Genomic DNA, 17,659 nt, shown 5'->3' with positions numbered 1-17,659 from the left:
TGATTGAATATCAAGGAGAAACAAATGGATTTGCCGTTAACGCAAGGGGTTCATCACATCGGCCTGGCCGTCTCGCATCTGGAAGAAAGCGCGCGTTTTTTCACATCTCTCTTGGGATGGAAGGAAATCAAGCGGCGGGATGATTATCCGGCGATCTTCGTCAGCGATGGTGCAATCATGCTGACCTTGTGGGCGACACAAACGGACAACCCGACGTCGTTTGATCGTAAAACCAACGTCGGCCTGCATCACCTGGCGATCCGGGTCGACAGCAAAGCTTCGTTGTTTGAAGTCTATGACAGACTCGCCTCGAACGGGATTGAGATCGAGTTCGATCCCGAGCTGATCCGCGAAGGCCCGGCAATGCACATGATGTGCTACGACCCGAGCGGCCTGCGCATTGAGTTCCACTGGACCGGGGTTTAACTCGTCGTCCCTGATAACACCAGAGTACGGGAGGCAAACGCCTCCCGTTTTTTTGCGTTGCAGTTATCCCCCGAAATTGTGCATTTCTCCCCACAAATTGTCTAGTTCAATGATGGTCGTTATTACGCGAAGCCATGGCAACTTACGTTTTATAAGGGAACTCCGGATCATATGAAGCAACTTATTGTGGGTTATTTTACGGTTCCAGGCAGCACTGCCATCTTGTTTCCTGACAGAAGCCTGAAAATTATTTATGGCTAAAGCGTTACCAACAACCATAATATCAATAATGGACGCTCCTTTGTTGAACGAAGCTTTAACAAATTAATTCTGGAGCACTGACGCCGAGGGAGGAGCGTCCATCACATCACTACACTTGTTTTAACTTCAATCCTTATGCTTTATTGATTTGGCGGCGTTGTTCAGAACGAATTTACCTACTTGATGGATCCAACTTATCCCGGACCCAGTCGCCCAGCAGGGCAAAAGCCAGAGTGGTCAAGACAATCACCAGTGCCGGCAGGGTCGCCAGCCACCAGGCATCGAGCATATAGTCGCGGCCAAAGCCAACCATATTGCCGAGGCTGGTCATGGGTGGTTGAATGCCCAGGCCGAGGAAGCTGAGCGAAGTTTCCAGCATGATGGTCTGGGGGAAATTCAGCGTCATATTGACGATCAGCGCATTGGCAATATTCGGCAGAATATGTCGGCTGTAAATCCGCCACGGCGAGGCGCCGAGCGTGCGCACTGCCACGGCATAACCATGTTTGATAGACGACAGTGCCAGGCCGCGGGTGATCCGGGCATAGCGCTCCCAGCCGTATATGCCCATCAGCAGAATAAACAAGGTCAGGCTATTGCTGAAAAACGCCACCACGGCCAGAGCCAGGATCATAAACGGTAGCGCGGCCTGATAATCGATTGCCACCATCACCAAATCGTCAACCCAGCCTCGAAAATGGGCGGCCAGCAGGCCGATCAGGGTACCGATGAAGGCGCCGATGAGGGTGCCCAGCAGGGCGACCAGCAGACTGATCTGAATGGAGCTGATTAAACGACTCAGCACGTCGCGGCCCAGTTGATCGGTGCCGAGCAGGTGGCTCCAGCTGCCATCTTCCAGCCATACTGGTGGCTGCAAGCGGGCTCGCAGGTCAATCGCCTGATAGTCATAAGGGTTCCAGAGATCACCGGTGAGGGCGATTAGGAGCATCAGAGCCAGCCAGCCGATGGAGAGCCAGAGCAGCAAGGGTAAGCGGAATTTTCGTTTCGCTTGTGTTACTTGCGTTTCGGATGCCGGATTGGCCTCATTTGCCGTTTTCATTTCAGGGGGAGTTGTCAGCGTCGTCATTTTATTCTCCGGATCTCAGGCTGGCGACGCGCGGGTCAAGCCAGCCGTACAGGAAATCAATAATGAGGTTGGTCAGAACCATGGAGCAGGCAATCAGCATCACGATGATCTGCACCACGGCCAGATCGCGGGAAGCGACTGAGGTGACCAGCAACCGGCCCAGGCCCGGCCAGGCGAACACGCTTTCCGTCACCACACCGCCGGCAATCAGGGTCCCGGCGAAAAAGCCGACAATCGTGATCAGCGGAATGGCAGCGTTTGGCAGGGCATGGCGGCGCACGGCCTGGTGCCAGCGCAGCCCTTTGGCTTGGGCGGTACGCATGTAGGGCTGGTGAAGCACTTCCAGCATTGCTGAGCGGGTGAAGCGGGCAAACACGGCCGCTTCAGCCACGGTCATGGTCAGCACCGGCATCACCAGGTGCTGCCAGGTACCGCTGCCGCCGGTCGGCAGTAGTTGCCAGGTTACGGAGAACAGAAGGATCAGCAAAATTCCCAGCACGAAATTCGGCAGGCTGAACCCTGCCACTGAAAGCAGCATGGTCATGCGGTCAATCCAGCTGTTGCGGTGTAGGGCGGCATAGATCCCGGCCGGGATCCCGATCAGCAGAGTGCACACCCCGGTGACGCCCATCAGCAACAGGGTCTGCGGCAGCCTGTCGAGCACGGCTTCCATCGCATCCCGCTCTTCAAAATAGGAGTAGCCGAAGTCGCCTTGCAGACAGTTGCTGAGAAATTGCAGGTACTGAATCGCAATCGGCTGATCCAGTCCCCAACGCTGGCGAAACTCAATAATCGCTTGCGGATCGGCATCCAGCCCCAGGACATAAATGGCCGGATCGCCGGACAGGCGCAGTACGACAAACACGGTCGTGACGATCAGAAAAACGGTCAGCAGCGCCCGGGCCAGCTTTTGTAACACATAGAATAGATTCATCAGGCTGCTCCTTTTGCAGCGTGTTGGACTTCAAAACAGGCCACGCCATAGCCCTGGCGGTCTGTTTGCAACTCAGGTCCTGTTGTCCGGCAGCGCGCTGTTGCGAAATGGCAGCGCGGATGAAAGCGACACCCGGTCGGCGGGTTCGCCGGATTTGGCGGCTCGCCGGTGAGCACCGGGCTGTCCGCTCGGTTGCCGGGCACCGGTTTGGGGATGGCCGAAATCAGTGCCTGGGTGTATGGATGACGAGGGTTGCTGAACAGCTGATCGGCCGGGCCGATCTCGACAATTTGCCCCAGGTACATCACCGCCACCCGATCACAGAGATGGCGGACCACCGACAGATCGTGACTGATGAACAGGAGGGTCAGCCCCATCTGGCGGCGCAGATCCTGGAGCAAATTGACAATTTGGGCCTGAATCGAGACATCCAGTGCCGAGATCGGCTCGTCACAAATCAGCAGCGCCGGTTTTAAAATTAGTGCCCGGGCCAGTACCACCCGCTGGCGCTGGCCGCCGCTCAGCTCATGCGGGTATTTGCCGAGCTGGTTCGATTGCAGGCCCACACTGTGGAGCAGCGCTTCGGCCATCTGGCGGCGTGCCTGCGGTGCGTGCATGTTGTGGATCACCAGCGGCTCTATCACCTGATCCAGAACGGTCATCCGGGGATCCAGGGCGCCGAGCGGATCCTGAAATACATACTGCATCTGCTGGCGCAGTGGTTTCCATTCGGCATCGTCCAGTTCACGCAGCGACTGGCCGCGATAGATCACCGAGCCTTCACTGGCTGTGGCCATATTCAGGATCAGCTTGGCCGTGGTTGATTTACCGCAGCCGCTTTCGCCGACGATGCCCAGCACTTCACCGGGATAGACATCAAAATTGACGCCGTTGACGGCATGGATCAGTGAACGCGGGCCGAACAGGCCATTTCGTTTTCGGTTTTTAAATGCACATCGCAAATTGCGAACTTGCAGCAAAGGGGTGTCACTTTTCGAGCTCATGAGTGCTGCTCTTCGGTTGTATTCATCGGATATGGGTGGAAACAGGCATACTGATGCGCCATGTTGCGTTGCAGCTGTTGGGTCTCGCCCGGTGCTCGCGGGCTGCCCGGGGTTTGCGAGCCAGCCTGAATTTTGGGAGCGGTCTGGTGCGAACAGCCCGCCGCTTTCGGACACCGTGGCGCGAACGCGCAGCCGCCGTTCAGCTGGTGCGGCTGCGGCACCACCCCGGGGATCGGCGTCAGGGCATCGCAGTTGCCGTCGATCCGCGGCAGGGAGGCCAGTAACCCACGGGTATAGGGATGACGCGGATGGCGGAAAACGGCGTTCACCGGCCCGCGTTCGACAATTTGTCCGGCGTACATCACCACGACCCGATCGCAGGTCTCTGCCACCACGCCCAGATCATGGGTGACCAGGATGATGCTCATGCCGCGCTCGTCACGCAGGCGACGCAGCAGCCGGATGATTTGCGCCTGCACGGTGACATCCAGCGCGGTTGTCGGCTCATCGGCGATCAGTATCCGTGGGTTGCCCGCCAGCATCATGGCAATCACCACCCGCTGGTTCAGACCGCCGGACAGTTGGTGGGGATAGGCCTTGAGCCGTTGCTCCGGTGCCGGCACGCCGACATCGCGCAGCAATTCCAGGGCGCGCACTTTCAACGCGGTACGGCCCAGTCGCTTGGGGCTGTTGATCTGGATCGACTCATAGAGCTGTATGCCGATGGTCTGGACCGGATTTAAGGTACTCATCGGATCCTGGAAGATCATCGCCATGTCGTGGCCGCGCAATCGGCTCATGGCCCGATCATCCCGGGTGGTCAGTCTCCGGCCGTCCCAGTGGATCTGGCCTTTGACCTGAGCATTGTCATCCAGCAGGCCCAGGGCAGCCATACAGGTCACGCTTTTGCCGCTGCCGCTTTCACCGACCAGCCCGACGATCTCGCCGGCTCCGATCTGCAAATCTACGCCCCGCACCACGGGCACGGTGCCTTGCGCTGTGGTAAACGAGACCTGAAGGTCACGGGCATCTAACAAAGGTTGCATCAAAACTCCTGATTACAATCAATTGGGCGGGTTGCCCCGCCCGGCTTGCATGAGCGTGTGCGCTCGGGGTTAGCCTTTGAACTTGAGCATGCGGCTGCTCAAATCCATAAATCCGCTGTCCGTCGGGGTCCAGTCGAGCTTGCTGCTGACGCCGTAGAACATCGGCAGGGTATGCAGGTAGGTGCCCGGCGGATCCTGACGCTCGTAAATGTCCAGCATCTCGCGCATTGCTTCGGTGCGTTTGGCTTTGTCTGTGCTCTTGAGCTGTTCGCCCCACAGGTTGAATGCCTGGCTCTGGTAAGTGTGGTTGCGCTGGAACCAGCCTTCAGGGCCGTACAGGCGATAGATTTGACCCAAAGGATCCGGGTACTCGGCACTGTTGGACCAGTTGAAAATACCGCGCCCCTCGGCGTTATCTTCAATCTGTCCCCAGTTTTCCACCAATTCGAGCTTCACGTTGATCCCGACCTGACGCCACATATCGGCCAGGATCTGGGCGGTATTCACCTCTCCGGTGTAGTAATCCTGCAGGTAGCGGTAGGAAATCGGCTCGCCTTTGTAACCGGCTTCTTTGAGCAGCTGGCGTGCTTTGTTCGGGTTGTAGGTCGTGCCTTGATGGTCATCGATATACAAATCGCCAAACACTTTCATTTGCAGGCCGTTCGGGACACTGGCTCGGCCGCCGTAGAGCGCGTCGACAATCAGCTGGCGGTCGATGGCATAGCTCAGGGCCTGGCGCATTTTCGGGTTTTTCAGTTGCGGGTGATTCTCGTCGAAAATGATCACCCGGATGTTGCGGATCGGGCCGCCGACAATGTCCGTCTTGGCATCTTTTTCCAGCTGTTTGAACTGATCCGGTGTCAGCTCAGTTGCAAGCTGGTATTCGCCGGTTTTCAGACCGGCGATCCGGCTGGCAATTTCAGGCACTACTTTGAAGGTGACTGACTTCGCCGGTGCCTGCTCCCCCCAGTATTGCTCAAAGGTATCGAGCTTGATCGAGTCGCCGTGCTTGACCTCGGCCACCCGGTAAGGACCGGTTCCCACGGGTTGCTTGAGCCAGTTTTCCCAACTGCCGGCAGCAAGGAAGGCATCCTTACAGATCATCTCACTCATCCAGTTGGCAAAGCGCAGCTCCAGCAATGGATCGGCCTGACTGAAGCGCAGCTGTACCTTGTGATCATCCATCACCTCGACGCTTTCCAGACCGCCCAGGTACTGGCGGGCAATGCCCCAACCCGGTGCCTGCTCGCCCATGAAACGCTGCGGGCCTAGGCTGAACGCGACATCTTCGGCGGTGAACGCTTCACCGTTATGGCAGGTGACATTTTCTCTCAGCTGAATTTCCAGGGTCTGATCATCAATCCGCTGCCAGCTTTTTGCCAGACCCGGCTTCAGCGCACCGCCATGTTTGCTGTCGGTGTAGATCAGGGTTTCCAGGACATTTTTGATCACCCGGGCATTGACGTTGCTGTTCTCGGCCATCGGGTCGAGACGGGACGGGTTTTTCGTCACGGCAACCGTCAGATCCGGGCGGCTGTCTGCCAGGGCAGTGTTGCTGAGCAGAGCGGCACCGATCAAAGTGCAAAGCCGAAGTGGAGTACGAGTCATTTTCTGATACCTCAATGTTTTCAGTGAAGGCCTGTCATCCAGTTCACGAACCTTGCACGTTGTTGACTGACATGCCGGATGGTGAACTGAGCTTTTTTGTGGTTTAAACCAATATTCTTATTAATGGTTTAAACCAATCTTGTTTCAGTTTTATGAAGGATCAGAAATTGATCGCTGACTGGTTTTTCACCAGAGTGAACCCGATGAAACCTGACTTTTGAGGCAAATGAACTGTCATGAAAATGTCACTTTTCATTTCAGAATCGACAGGCTAAATTGGTTTAAACCAACTGGCTCGCTGCATAGGCTGCCATTTGGGGAGAGGAATTTTTGAGGAATGCACCGAGATGGCACAAGAAAACAAGATGACATCGGCCAGCCTGGCAAAGCTGGTGCTGAAAAAGGCACTGCAAGACGGGCGCTGGAAAGCCGGTGAGAAGCTGCCGGCTGAGCGCGAATTATGCGACAAGCTTGAGGTGAAGCGCATGTCGCTGCGTCAGGCGCTGCTTGCGTTGGAAAATGAAGGTGCGATCTTCCGGATTGACCGCAAAGGCTGGTTTGTCTCCCAGGCCAGGTTTGTCTATGACCCGCTGGGCCATGTCAGCTTTATGAAAGCCGCCCGGGGACAGGGCGAAGCCAGCTGGGCCGATCTGGAGCAGCAGGTGATTGAGGCCGATGCCGATCAGGCTGCTGAGTTCGGGATCCCTGTCGGCTCGCCCCTGCTGCGGGTTTACGGCTGGGGCGCGTTCAACGGCCACAAAATATTCGTCCACGATGTGCTGATTAACTGTCTTGCCGCACCGAGCTATCCGGAAAAGCTGGCGGGCGGCTCGTTTACCAAGGTTTGGGAGCAGGAGTTTGACATTCAGCCGCAACTGGCTGATTTGATAATCCGCCCGGTTCGTCTGGAAGGCCAGCCACAGCATTTGCTCGGTTGTACCAGCGGCGCGCCCGGTCTGTATCTCAAGCGGGTCAAGACCGACGGCAATCAGCAAATCATTCAGATTGATCGCGAATTCTGGCGATTTGAGGCGCTGGAATTACGATTTACCCCGGAGAAACACACATGAATCCCGATCACCAGTCCGATCATACCTTACCAACTCTCAGTGCCCTTCAAGCGCAGCGATTGATCGAACGGCTTGATGATATTCCGCTGTATGCACATGCTTACAGCTTTCATTTGAATTTTCGTTATCACCGGGTCGGCGTTGATGACCTGTTGCAGTTCAGCCACGACAACGGCCTGAAGGGGATCAAGGTTCATCTTGATGACGGCGAACAGCTCAGCCTGCGCCACCAGAGTGATGCGCAGCTGGCACAACTGAAGGTGTTGGCTCTGGCGCTGAAGCAGGACATTCACCTGGAGATCAGTGCGACGGATATCCCGGAATTGTCCGAAGCGGTGCGGATTGGCCGCCAGCTCGGGGCAACCTCAATTCGCTGTTATCCGCGCTACGCCGGCAGGGTGTCGGAGATTATCGACTGGACGATTCGCGATTTGAGCCAGCTGAGCCAACTCGACCCGCAAGGGCAGTTCCGCTTCACTGTGGAGCAGCACGAAGATCTGACCGGCAAGGAGTTGGCCCGGATCATCGAAGCGGTAGACAACCCGAATCTGCATTTGCTGTTTGATTTTTGCAACATGTTCAATGCTTATGAGATGCCGCTTGATGCACTACGGGATATGGCGCCGCATATCACCGACGTTCACATCAAAGATGCGGTTCGAGTGATTGAGCAGGGCGGCTGGGGACAAAAGGGCTGCCGGAGCGGTGAAGGAGAGATCCCTCAGGCGCGGTTGCTGCTGGAATTGCTGCTGCTCGGTAAGGCGCAGCCGCAGGTTGTGGCTTTTGGTCTGGAAGAAGAAGTCGATTTCTATGCGCCGCCGATGCGAGTGGCCGGGGAGCCGGATGATCCGCAGATCCCATACCGGGAAGCCAGCATGACGGAGATTGCCCCGGAGACCAGTCTTGACCAGTTGCTGGCCCGGGAGCAGCAAGATGCCCGTGACCAGTTGAGCCATGTAATGAATTTGCTGGCTCAGATCCGCCAGCACGCCCAGTCGTTTTTGTAAGCCCTTATTTTGCAAGGCTGAGTGTTGTAAAGCTGAGCATTATAAAGCTGAGTTTGTTTAAAGTTGCCCCTACGACGAGATTATCATGAACGAAATGAATCCAATCCAGCTGCCGCCAACGGCGGTTTCGCTGGCCCAGCAGATGGCTGATGAAGCCCGAACCATCATACACCATTATTTCCGCACCCGGCCTGAAGTGGATGCCAAAGCCGATCAGAGCCCAGTGACAATTGCCGATCGCAAGATTGAACTGATGATGCGCCAGTGGATTGAAAAAGTTTTCCCTGAGCACGGGATCAAAGGCGAAGAATTTAGCCATCGTAATCCGGATGCAGATTGGTGCTGGCATTTAGATCCGATCGACGGTACCAAGTCTTTCCTCTCTGGCTCTTTGTGTTTCGGGACGCAAATCGCCCTGAGTTACTGTGAGCAGCCGATCCTCGGTCTGATTGACCAACCGATCACCAAAGAGCGCTGGCTTGCCAGCAACGCGCAGGAAACCCAGTTCAATGAAACGCCGGTTTTGACTTCTGCTTGTGTTGAACTGGCCAATGCCGTGATGTATACCTCGGATCCGGCCTGTTTTAGCCAGGAACAGATGGCACGTTTCAGCCAACTCCAACAAGCAGTGAATCTGGTTCGATACTCCCATGACTGTTACGCCGCCGGTCTGCTGGCGTTGGGCCAGATCGACCTGCTGGTGGAAGCTAATATCTACCCTTATGATATTGCAGCCCAGATCCCGGTGATTGAAGGGGCCGGTGGCATTGTGACCGACTGGCACGGGCGACAGCCAAGGCTGGAAGGGCAGGTTAACATTGTGGCTGCAGCGACTCGTGAACTCCATTCAAAAGCATTAGCGCTATTGCAAAGGTAGAATATCACTAACGTTCTATATTTAACGGCCAGCCGGACCAAGAATAGAAACATCGAAACGGGCACCGTGAACAACGATGCCCATATTGTGACTGCTTTACAGCATGAACTGACCGGCCAGTGTCTTTATTTTTTATTTCAATTCAGTTGTTTGGCATCACATCGTTTTAGATTGACTGTGCCAGGTCTGCACGGATACGCTTCTTATCTATTTTCCCTACACTGGTTACGGGGATGGATTCAACAAAGTGAATTTGCTCTGGAACGGACCATTTATTGATAAGGCCACTGTCGACAAATTGCATCAAATGGGTCTTAATTTGCTCAGCATCAAGATCTGCGTCATCAGCAAGTACGACTTGAGCGAGTGGTCGTTCGTCCCAATGTGGATCCGGGATACCGATGACAGCGACGTTCACCACGGCGGCGTGCTTGCTGATAAGACTTTCTAGCTGTAGCGACGAGATCCATTCTCCGCCTGTTTTTATGACGTCTTTCATGCGGTCGCGAATTTGCAAGCTCCCCTCTGTATTGAGCGACGCGACATCTCCTGTATGTAGCCAGCCGCCTTCCCATAACTCATCCCCTTTTTCTTCCTCGCGGAAGTAACCCTGGGTCAGCCACGGCGTACGCACCTGTATTTCACCGACACTGGTATCGTCTTTGGCGACTTCGTTTCCGGATTTATCAACGACACGTATGTCTACCATCGGGATTGGCATACCAGTACGCATGCGTAGCGCAACCTGCTCGTCTAACGATAACTCAGTTTGCTCTGGTGTTAAGTGAGTTACGGTCAGCAGCGGGCAAGTTTCAGACATCCCATAGCCGGTATAGAAGCTGATGCCTCTGTTCATGATCTGACGGACTAAGGCTTCTGTTGGGGCTGCACCGCCAGTCAGCATTTTCCAACCGCTCAGATCGGTTTTGCTGGCTTCATCGCAATTGAGCACCATCTGCAGCACAGTCGGAACGCCGTGTGAGAACGTCACTTTTTCTTCTCGGTATAAGCGCACTAGATTATTTGGCTCATAACGGCCAGGATAAACCTGCTTTACCCCAATGAGTGTTGCGATGTAGGGGATACCCCAAGCATGGACGTGGAACATCGGTGTCATTGGCATATACACATCTTCTGATCTCAGCAAGGGTGCTCCTTCATATGCAGCTAACGTCGCCGCAGCATTCAGCGTGTGAAGCACCAATTGTCGGTGACTGAAAAATACTCCTTTAGGACTGCCAGTTGTACCTGTGGTATAGAAAGTCGTGGCGATGGAATTTTCATCGAAATCTGGGAAGTCATATTGAGTATCCGCTTTGGCAAGTAATGCTTCATACTCCCCAATGGTTGCCAGTTCAGTGTGTTTCGCTACCTTTTGGTCGGTCAACTGAATATATCCCTGTACTGTCGGCAAATGAGCGTCCAGTTGTTCAACGATAGGAAGAAAATCATCATGGACGAGTACGAATTTATCTTCCGCATGCTGCATGGTGTATGCAATCTGGTCAGGACTTAGACGTATATTAATGTGGTGAACAATCGCGCCGATCATTGGTACTGCAAAATAGGCTTCCAGGTAACGATGGCTGTCCCAATCCATTACGGCAACGGTATCACCAGGGCCTACACCGGCTTCCGTTAGGACATTGGCTAAGCGTGCGATGCGTTGGTTCAATTGCATATAACTATAACGATGAGCACCACTGACAATTTCGTTCGTTGCGCCATAGCGTTGACCAGATAATAGTAACTGTTTGATCAGTAGTGGATATTGATGGGCATTCTTCGATGGTTCAATTATTTTTGTATTCATGCGTCTCTCCTGACAATGTGTTGATTCCATCTGCTAACAACAGGCATAGACTGAATGTAGGGAATGTAGAAATATCCACTTAACTTTTGATGCCATTTAGTTACCATTTCGCGACAATCTCTGGCGCCCAATGTGGGTTATTTACATTTTTAATGAAAGTGTCACATTTTGGGGGCGTAGCCACATATCACGACGGATTGCTGGATTGATTTAAAGCTCGCCATCGTTTGGGAGAAACACCAAATTCGGCTGAAAACCAACGAGTCAACGAACTTGGCATACTATAACCAAGCAGATCGGCGATCTGACTGATTGAGTAATTTTCGTTGTTGATGTATCGCATTGCCAATTCGCGTCGAACGCAATTGCTCAAATCGGAAAAGGTTTCCCCATGCCCTTCCAAACGTCTTTGCAAGGTCCGTACATTTGTTCCTAATGATTCCGCGATTTGTTCAATACTCGCACGTCCAAGTGGCAATAATAGGTAGATTGCTTTTCGTACATCGAGAACGACCGAGCGCTCTCTCACCGTGGTCAGTGTTTCGACGTAATGTTGAGCGAAGCTTGCCAGCGCTGGCTCAGCCATCAGATTGGGCTTATCCAGATCAACTGCCGGACACACGATACCGTTAAATTCTGCACCGAATACCAGATTACAGCGGAAGAAACGGCGGTGATAATCCAGGCTTGAAGGAGGTTCATGAGTAAAGTTAATACTTCGCGGGTTCCAGGAATGTCCAAGTAATTTACTGCATAGGCGGTACATGACGCCGATGGCAAGTTCCGTTGCCTGTCGTGTCGCCATAGCTCTATCTGTCACGACTTCTTCACGAATCACGATTGTCTTTTCGAACTCTTCGACATAGATCGCCAGGGAGTCGTTAAGAAGATGACGGTATTGTACCAACGCTTTGATTGCATCACGTAGTGTGGGTTGGTGCACCAACAACAAGCTGAGAACACCAATATCGGAGAGCTGTCGAGATTCAGCCATCCGCAATCCAAATGAGATACATCCACTTTCCTGAGCGGAGTCTTCTAGTAACTGCACAGCGGAACCGATTGGGATGCGTTGTTCAGGTTGCTCAAGGAGAACCCGGCTTAAATTCGCCTTACGCATTAATGGAATAGGGTTTATGCCCAGATTTTTTGCCACTTCGATGTAGTTTATTAAAACCCCAGCTCGCGTCATTGTCGTCATTGATAAGACCTTATTGTATGAATGCTGCGGTGCAGGACGAAGTCTGCTGCCGCTGTTGTCATGAAAAGAAAATTCATTGTCGCGTAAAGATAAGCGGTTTGTTATGAACACTTATACATTAATTAACAATTAAGTAACAACATTGAAGTTGCCGACGCAAAGAATTGGAGAAAAAAGATGGCTAAAGCAATACGTTTTTACGAAGTGGGCGGGCCGGAAGTACTTCGCTATGAAGAAGTGGAAGTGGGTGACCCGGGAGTGGGTCAAGTACGCATCCGCCATGAGGCGGTTGGCCTTAACTTTGCTGATACATATTTCCGCAATGGTACTTACCCGATCCCGCTGCCCGCCGGTATGGGTGTCGAAGCCGCAGGTGTCGTTGTTGCTGTCGGTGAAGGGGTGACCAATGTCGCCGAAGGTGACCGTGTTACTTATACCGGTTTTATCAACACCCTGGGCGCATACAGTAGCGAACGTCTGGTTCCGGCGGAGCCACTAATCAAGCTGCCGGATGCTATTTCTTGTGAGACTGCAGCTGCGATGACAATGCGTGGCCTGACGGCGTCTTACCTGATGCGACGTATTTACCCATTCAAGAAAGGTGACACCATTTTGCTTCATGCGGCCGCTGGAGGGGTGGGCCTGATCGTGTCGCAATGGGCCAAACAGCTTGGTCTGACTGTGATTGGTGCCGTTTCAACCGATGAGAAAGCAGAAATCGCGTATGCAAACGGCTGTGATTACACCATTAATTACAGTCATGAAGATGTGGCAAATCGAGTGCGAGAGTTGACTGATGGCGTTGGTGTGAATGTGGTCTTTGACAGTGTCGGTAAAAACACTTTTATGTCATCACTCGACTCTCTGAAACGTCGTGGCCTAATGGTTTGTTTGGGAACGGCATCTGGCACCATTCCGCCCTTCGATCCGCAGACTCTTGCCATGAAGGGCTCATTGTTCATGACGCGCCCGGCACTGGCAGATTATATCGCTGATCCAGTAGAAAAAGCCGCTTTAACCCGCGAGCTGTTTGAACAAGTTAGTAGCGGTAAAATCAACATAGAAATCAATCAACGTTACGGCCTCGAAGAGGCCGTGAAGGCGCACCGGGACTTGGAATCACGAAAATTAACGGGCTCATCCGTTTTTGTGATTTAACGTGATGGGCATGTAAAAGGATGTTGAACATGCAAATAGAAAAGCTGACGTGCAGTATCGGTGCTGAGCTCTCCGATGTAAATCTGGCTCAAGCTGTCGAAAATGACGACCTTTTTTATCAATTAAAAGAACTGTTACTTGAGCATAAAGTGTTGTTTCTTCGTGATCAGGTGATTAGCCGCGCTGAACATGTTGCTTTTGCTCGTCGTTTCGGTGCATTGGAAGATCATCCTGTTGCAGGCAGTGATCCTGAATATCCTGGCTTAGTACGCATATATAAATCGCCAGAGGTTCCCAATGACCGTTATGAGAACGCCTGGCACACCGATGCGACCTGGCGTGAAATACCGCCTATGGGTTGTGTATTGCGTTGCGTTGAATGTCCTCCTGTAGGGGGCGATACCATGTGGGCCAATATGGCGTTGGCGTACACGATGTTGCCTGAGGATATCAAGGTGAAAATCGAGCACCTTCGAGCACGCCACAGCATTGAGGCAACATTTGGTGCGGCCATGCCCACTGAGAAGCGACTGGCGTTGAAAGAACAGTTTCCGGATGCCGAACATCCTGTGGTTCGGATTCACCCTGAGACAGGGGAGAAAATTCTCTTCGTCAATAGTTTCACGACCCATTTTACGAATTTCCACACGGCTGAAAACGTACGTTTTGGTCAGGACTACGCCCCGGGTGGTGCTGAATTACTGCAGTATCTGATCCGACAGGCCCAAAACCCTGAATTCCAGGTTCGCTGGCGCTGGAAACCGAACAGTATTGCTATCTGGGATAACCGTTCAACACAACATTACGCGGTGATGGACTATTCACCTTGTCACCGAAAGATGGAACGTACCGCGATTATCGGTAGCTAATATATTGGAATGTAAAAGTATTGTTATCTATGTCATCGAGATAGCAAAGTTAACCATGGATTGAGGAAAGTAACATGCAATTTCTAGACGATTCCCTACACCCAGAGAACCAGGACAAAGTAGTTATTACTGTCGCACCTTATGGTCCGGAATGGATGCCAGAAGATTTTCCGGAAGATATCCCGGTTACGATGGAAGAGCAAATTCAGAAAGCCGTAGATTGCTATGAAGCTGGAGCAACGGTACTTCATCTTCATGTTCGAGAATTGGATGGCACGGGTTCCAAACGCCTGTCTAAGTTTAATGAATTAATTGCCGGTGTACGTGAAGCTGTGCCAGAGATGATTATTCAGGTTGGAGGTTCTATCTCTTTTGCTCCGGAGGGAGAAGGGGAAGCCGCCAAATGGTTATCAGATGATACGCGTCATATGTTGGCTGAGCTCACGCCAAAACCTGACCAGGTAACGGTAGCCATCAACACCGTGCAGATGAATATTACGGAGCTGATGGATGAAAAAGACGTAGCGGGTACGTCTCTGCGTGAGCCTGCGTTCTGGGAAGCTTATCGTGAAATGACGGTTCCAGCCGGACCTGCATGGGTTGAAGAGCACCTGAAGCGTCTGCAAGCTGCGAAGATCCAGCCTCATTTTCAGCTGACTGGGATGCACTCTCTGGAAACATTAGAGCGTATAGTCCGGCGCGGCGTTTACCGCGGTCCTTTAAACCTGACTTGGGTTGGAATTGGCGGCGGTTTTGACGGCCCAAATCCATATAATTTTATGGAATTTATTCGTCGAGCTCCAGACGGTGCCTGCCTGACCCTGGAATCTCTGATGAAGAATGTATTGCCGGTGAATACGGTTGCAATGGCTCTGGGTCTGCATCCGCGTTGTGGCATCGAAGATACGATCATTGATCAGCATGGTAACCGCATGACTTCTGTGGAGCAAATCAAGCAGTTAGTACGTATTTCCAATGAGCTTGGTCGTGAAGTGGCTAACGGTAAAGAAGCGCGAGAGATTTACCGTATTGATACTTGGTATGACAGCATTGATGAAACACTGGCGGCAAACGGCTTGCATCCGAACCGTCAGCCAGGTCAGAAAAACGTGCCTCTGCGCGGTTTGTAACCCACCTCTTGCTTCTCAAAAACCATGTCGGGGCTGATTTCCTCTTCCGAGGAGTTAGTCCCTATCTATCCGATACCGTGTACGACTCTGATAAAAATGACGACGAGGTAACACAATGGCCCTCAATCACGCATTACTGGATAGCACCGAAATGAAAGTGGGTGTTCCACGAGCATATGCTTGGGTGATATTCGCATTAACTTTTGGGCTACTTATTTCAGATTACATGTCGCGGCAGGTGCTCAATGCTGTTTTTCCGATGCTCAAAAGCGAATGGGTGCTGTCTGATTATCAATTAGGTTTGCTTAGCAGTATTGTCGCCCTGATGGTTGGTCTATTAACCTTCCCTCTCTCACTGTTGGCTGACCGATGGGGACGAATTAAGTGTCTTGTCGGTATGGCGACCCTTTGGAGCCTGGCAACCCTCGGCTGTGCCTGGGCTGAAAACTACAACCAGATGTTTGCCGCCCGTTTTTTAGTCGGGGTCGGTGAAGCCGCTTACGGCAGCGTCGGCATTGCCGTCGTGGTTTCAGTGTTTCCTAAGCATATGCGCGCGACCCTCTCAGGTGCTTTCATGGCCGGGGGGATGTTCGGCTCCGTGCTTGGTGTTGGTCTTGGCGGTGTCCTGGCCACGCATTTGGGCTGGCGAGGTGCTTTTACCGGTATGGCGCTGTTTGGTTTAACCCTAGCGTTCATTTACCCGATTATCGTCAGTGAGAAACGGATCAACTCTCAACCGACATCGATCAAGAACTCAACTGGCAGCTGCAAAATCCAGTTACGTAGCTTATTTAACAGCCGCTCGGTACTGTGTGCCTATATCGGTAGCGGCCTGCAACTGTTTGTTGCCGGGACCATGATGGTCTGGATGCCGAGCTACCTGGGACGCTACTATGACATGGGAACCGATAAAGCGGGTGCTTTCGCTGCTATTGTTTTACTGTGCAGTGGGCTGGGCATGATTTTCTGTGGTGTGGCCAGCGATCGTCTCGCTAACTCACCCTCTCGCAAGATCTCCTTTGCGATTGTCTACTGCTTGCTCAGTAGTGGTATTTTGCTGTTGGCCTTTAGTCTGTCGCCTGGCCCGCTACAGCTGACGTTAATTTGTTTTGGCATGATTTTCGCCGCGGGGATCAGTGGTCCTGCTAGTGCGATGGTTGCTAACTTAACCCATCCTGCTATCCACGCGACGGCATTTGCGACGTTAACCTTGGCCAATAATCTGATCGGTTTGGCGCCAGGGCCTTTTGTCACCGGTAAGATCTCCGACCATATTGGCTTGCATGCAAGTTTCCAGCTCGTGGCATTGGTGAGTATCGCCGCAGCTGCAGTATTTTACTATGCCCGTCGCTCTTACCTGAGTGACATGCAAAAACTTGAGGATTCTAGTGAGTTATCACACGGGAGCTCACAGCCAATTGGCAATAACGTTCAGGAGGAGCGCGCATGACTCAATCGCTGACGATTGACGTTTACTTTGACTTTATTTGTCCCTGGTGTCTGATTGGCAAGAAATATCTGGATAAGGCACTGGAACAACTAACCCGTGAAAATCCGCAGCTTGACGTGGATATCCGCTGGCACGGGGTACAATTGCTCACAGAGTTGCCGTTAGCTGGGGTGCCGTTTCGTGAGTTTTACTTACAGCGCCTTGGGGGTGTATCTGCCGTTGAGCTACGTCAGCGGCAAGTCCGGCAAGCCGCAGCGGCGGCTGGAACGTCGATAGATTTCAGCACAATCAAAAAAATTCCCAATACTAAGTTGGCTCACCGTCTGTTCAGACAAGTAGGGAACTTGGGGGATGCCGCACGACAAACCGTATTGTTAGAGAGGATGTTCGCCGCTTATTTCCATCTCGGTGAAGATTTGAGCGATCCCAGCACTCTGTTGATGATTAGTGAGGAATGTGGATACACACACTCGGAAATCGACGTTGATGCACATTTGGATGGCCATATGGTGATCCAAGCAGCAGATCGGCCGTTAGCCACTTCCGTTCCCTATTTTGTGATCAAGGGCCAGCACGCCATCAGTGGTGCTCAGTCTGCTGATGTCTTGGCCGACGCGTGCCGATATGTCTTATACAGCAGTTCCCCGAGCTGCGTGAACCTTCCAATAAGTTGATCAGATAAGCACGTGAATTGCCATCGTCAGCAATCAGTAAGGCA

General features: G+C 52.7%; 16 protein-coding genes. 9 read left to right on the top strand and 7 right to left on the bottom strand.

All coding sequences use genetic code 11. From position 1 onward, the window contains the following. Positions 1-24: 24 nt before the first annotated feature. Positions 25-426 (top strand): VOC family protein, encoded by a 402-nt coding sequence (locus NH461_RS20590; protein WP_261604467.1) that lies wholly within the window; start codon positions 25-27, stop codon positions 424-426. Positions 427-859: 433 nt separating this feature from the next. Here NH461_RS20590 and NH461_RS20585 read toward each other — a convergent pair whose 3' ends face one another. From NH461_RS20585 to NH461_RS20565, 5 genes are all read right to left on the bottom strand, one after another. Further along, on the bottom strand, positions 860-1,774 hold the full coding sequence (locus tag NH461_RS20585; RefSeq protein WP_261604466.1) for an ABC transporter permease: 915 nt from the start codon (positions 1,772-1,774) through the stop codon (positions 860-862). Between the two features lies 1 nt (position 1,775). Next, a complete protein-coding gene (locus NH461_RS20580) occupies positions 1,776-2,708 on the bottom strand; it encodes an ABC transporter permease (RefSeq protein ID WP_261604465.1) in 933 nt (310 codons plus the stop codon). Further along, positions 2,708-3,712 carry an ABC transporter ATP-binding protein gene (locus NH461_RS20575; protein ID WP_261604464.1) on the bottom strand — a complete coding sequence of 335 codons (1,005 nt, stop codon included), beginning with the start codon at positions 3,710-3,712 and terminating at the stop codon, positions 2,708-2,710. The genes NH461_RS20580 and NH461_RS20575 overlap by 1 nt, the downstream gene beginning before the upstream one ends. Continuing rightward, positions 3,709-4,758, bottom strand: a complete 1,050-nt coding sequence (locus tag NH461_RS20570) for an ABC transporter ATP-binding protein (RefSeq protein ID WP_261604463.1) — start codon at positions 4,756-4,758, stop codon at positions 3,709-3,711. The genes NH461_RS20575 and NH461_RS20570 overlap by 4 nt, the downstream gene beginning before the upstream one ends. Positions 4,759-4,827: 69 nt before the next feature. Further along, positions 4,828-6,366, bottom strand: a complete 1,539-nt coding sequence (locus tag NH461_RS20565; RefSeq protein ID WP_261604462.1) for an ABC transporter substrate-binding protein — start codon at positions 6,364-6,366, stop codon at positions 4,828-4,830. Between the two features lie 347 nt (positions 6,367-6,713). Between NH461_RS20565 and NH461_RS20560 the strand changes: the two genes are divergently transcribed. The 3 genes from NH461_RS20560 to NH461_RS20550 all read left to right on the top strand — a co-directional run bounded on the left by NH461_RS20560 (position 6,714) and on the right by NH461_RS20550 (position 9,320). Beyond that, positions 6,714-7,436: a GntR family transcriptional regulator gene (locus tag NH461_RS20560; protein ID WP_261604461.1), complete on the top strand. Its 723-nt coding sequence runs from the start codon at positions 6,714-6,716 to the stop codon at positions 7,434-7,436. Beyond that, the gene (locus NH461_RS20555; protein ID WP_261604460.1) at positions 7,433-8,443 is read left to right on the top strand and encodes a sugar phosphate isomerase/epimerase family protein; all 1,011 of its coding nucleotides are present in this window, start codon (positions 7,433-7,435) and stop codon (positions 8,441-8,443) included. Before NH461_RS20560 ends, NH461_RS20555 begins: the two co-directional genes overlap by 4 nt. 85 nt (positions 8,444-8,528) lie before the next feature. After that, a complete protein-coding gene (locus tag NH461_RS20550) occupies positions 8,529-9,320 on the top strand; it encodes an inositol monophosphatase family protein (protein ID WP_261604459.1) in 792 nt (263 codons plus the stop codon). Between the two features lie 166 nt (positions 9,321-9,486). On the opposite strand, the gene NH461_RS20545 is transcribed toward NH461_RS20550, so the two are convergent. Beyond that, entirely contained in the window at positions 9,487-11,133 is a 1,647-nt protein-coding gene (locus NH461_RS20545; RefSeq protein ID WP_261604458.1) for a fatty acid--CoA ligase, read from the bottom strand. Positions 11,134-11,320: 187 nt separating this feature from the next. Further along, complete coding sequence (locus tag NH461_RS20540; RefSeq protein WP_261604457.1) at positions 11,321-12,334, bottom strand: AraC family transcriptional regulator; 1,014 nt, start codon at positions 12,332-12,334, stop codon at positions 11,321-11,323. 177 nt (positions 12,335-12,511) lie between these two features. On the opposite strand from NH461_RS20540, the gene NH461_RS20535 reads away from it, so the two are divergent. The 5 genes from NH461_RS20535 to NH461_RS20515 all read left to right on the top strand — a co-directional run bounded on the left by NH461_RS20535 (position 12,512) and on the right by NH461_RS20515 (position 17,615). Beyond that, positions 12,512-13,492, top strand: a complete 981-nt coding sequence (locus NH461_RS20535) for a quinone oxidoreductase family protein (protein WP_261604456.1) — start codon at positions 12,512-12,514, stop codon at positions 13,490-13,492. 29 nt (positions 13,493-13,521) lie between these two features. After that, a complete protein-coding gene (locus tag NH461_RS20530) occupies positions 13,522-14,361 on the top strand; it encodes a TauD/TfdA dioxygenase family protein (RefSeq protein WP_261604455.1) in 840 nt (279 codons plus the stop codon). A 74-nt stretch (positions 14,362-14,435) separates the two neighbouring features. Beyond that, positions 14,436-15,491 carry a 3-keto-5-aminohexanoate cleavage protein gene (locus NH461_RS20525; protein ID WP_261604454.1) on the top strand — a complete coding sequence of 352 codons (1,056 nt, stop codon included), beginning with the start codon at positions 14,436-14,438 and terminating at the stop codon, positions 15,489-15,491. A gap of 115 nt (positions 15,492-15,606) precedes the next feature. Then, a complete protein-coding gene (locus NH461_RS20520; protein ID WP_261604453.1) occupies positions 15,607-16,941 on the top strand; it encodes an MFS transporter in 1,335 nt (444 codons plus the stop codon). Then, positions 16,938-17,615 (top strand): DsbA family protein, encoded by a 678-nt coding sequence (locus NH461_RS20515; protein ID WP_261604452.1) that lies wholly within the window; start codon positions 16,938-16,940, stop codon positions 17,613-17,615. Before NH461_RS20520 ends, NH461_RS20515 begins: the two co-directional genes overlap by 4 nt. Positions 17,616-17,659 lie beyond the last annotated feature (44 nt).

This window comes from Photobacterium sp. TY1-4, assembly GCF_025398175.1.
GTDB lineage: Bacteria > Pseudomonadota > Gammaproteobacteria > Enterobacterales > Vibrionaceae > Photobacterium.
This window is presented reverse-complemented; position numbering and strand designations above follow the sequence as displayed.

Bases quoted from the DNA above. Each gene is read 5' to 3' on its own strand.
- NH461_RS20550 (WP_261604459.1), top strand. From the start codon at position 8,529: ATGAACGAAATGAATCCAATCCAGCTGCCGCCAACGGCGGTTTCGCTG.
- NH461_RS20515 (WP_261604452.1), top strand. From the start codon at position 16,938: ATGACTCAATCGCTGACGATTGACGTTTACTTTGACTTTATTTGTCCC.
- NH461_RS20585 (WP_261604466.1), bottom strand. From the start codon at position 1,774: ATGACGACGCTGACAACTCCCCCTGAAATGAAAACGGCAAATGAGGCC.
- NH461_RS20575 (WP_261604464.1), bottom strand. From the start codon at position 3,712: ATGAGCTCGAAAAGTGACACCCCTTTGCTGCAAGTTCGCAATTTGCGA.
- NH461_RS20570 (WP_261604463.1), bottom strand. From the start codon at position 4,758: ATGCAACCTTTGTTAGATGCCCGTGACCTTCAGGTCTCGTTTACCACA.
- NH461_RS20565 (WP_261604462.1), bottom strand. From the start codon at position 6,366: ATGACTCGTACTCCACTTCGGCTTTGCACTTTGATCGGTGCCGCTCTG.
- NH461_RS20555 (WP_261604460.1), top strand. From the start codon at position 7,433: ATGAATCCCGATCACCAGTCCGATCATACCTTACCAACTCTCAGTGCC.
- NH461_RS20525 (WP_261604454.1), top strand. From the start codon at position 14,436: ATGCAATTTCTAGACGATTCCCTACACCCAGAGAACCAGGACAAAGTA.
- NH461_RS20560 (WP_261604461.1), top strand. From the start codon at position 6,714: ATGGCACAAGAAAACAAGATGACATCGGCCAGCCTGGCAAAGCTGGTG.
- NH461_RS20590 (WP_261604467.1), top strand. From the start codon at position 25: ATGGATTTGCCGTTAACGCAAGGGGTTCATCACATCGGCCTGGCCGTC.
- NH461_RS20535 (WP_261604456.1), top strand. From the start codon at position 12,512: ATGGCTAAAGCAATACGTTTTTACGAAGTGGGCGGGCCGGAAGTACTT.
- NH461_RS20545 (WP_261604458.1), bottom strand. From the start codon at position 11,133: ATGAATACAAAAATAATTGAACCATCGAAGAATGCCCATCAATATCCA.
- NH461_RS20530 (WP_261604455.1), top strand. From the start codon at position 13,522: ATGCAAATAGAAAAGCTGACGTGCAGTATCGGTGCTGAGCTCTCCGAT.
- NH461_RS20580 (WP_261604465.1), bottom strand. From the start codon at position 2,708: ATGAATCTATTCTATGTGTTACAAAAGCTGGCCCGGGCGCTGCTGACC.
- NH461_RS20540 (WP_261604457.1), bottom strand. From the start codon at position 12,334: ATGACGACAATGACGCGAGCTGGGGTTTTAATAAACTACATCGAAGTG.
- NH461_RS20520 (WP_261604453.1), top strand. From the start codon at position 15,607: ATGGCCCTCAATCACGCATTACTGGATAGCACCGAAATGAAAGTGGGT.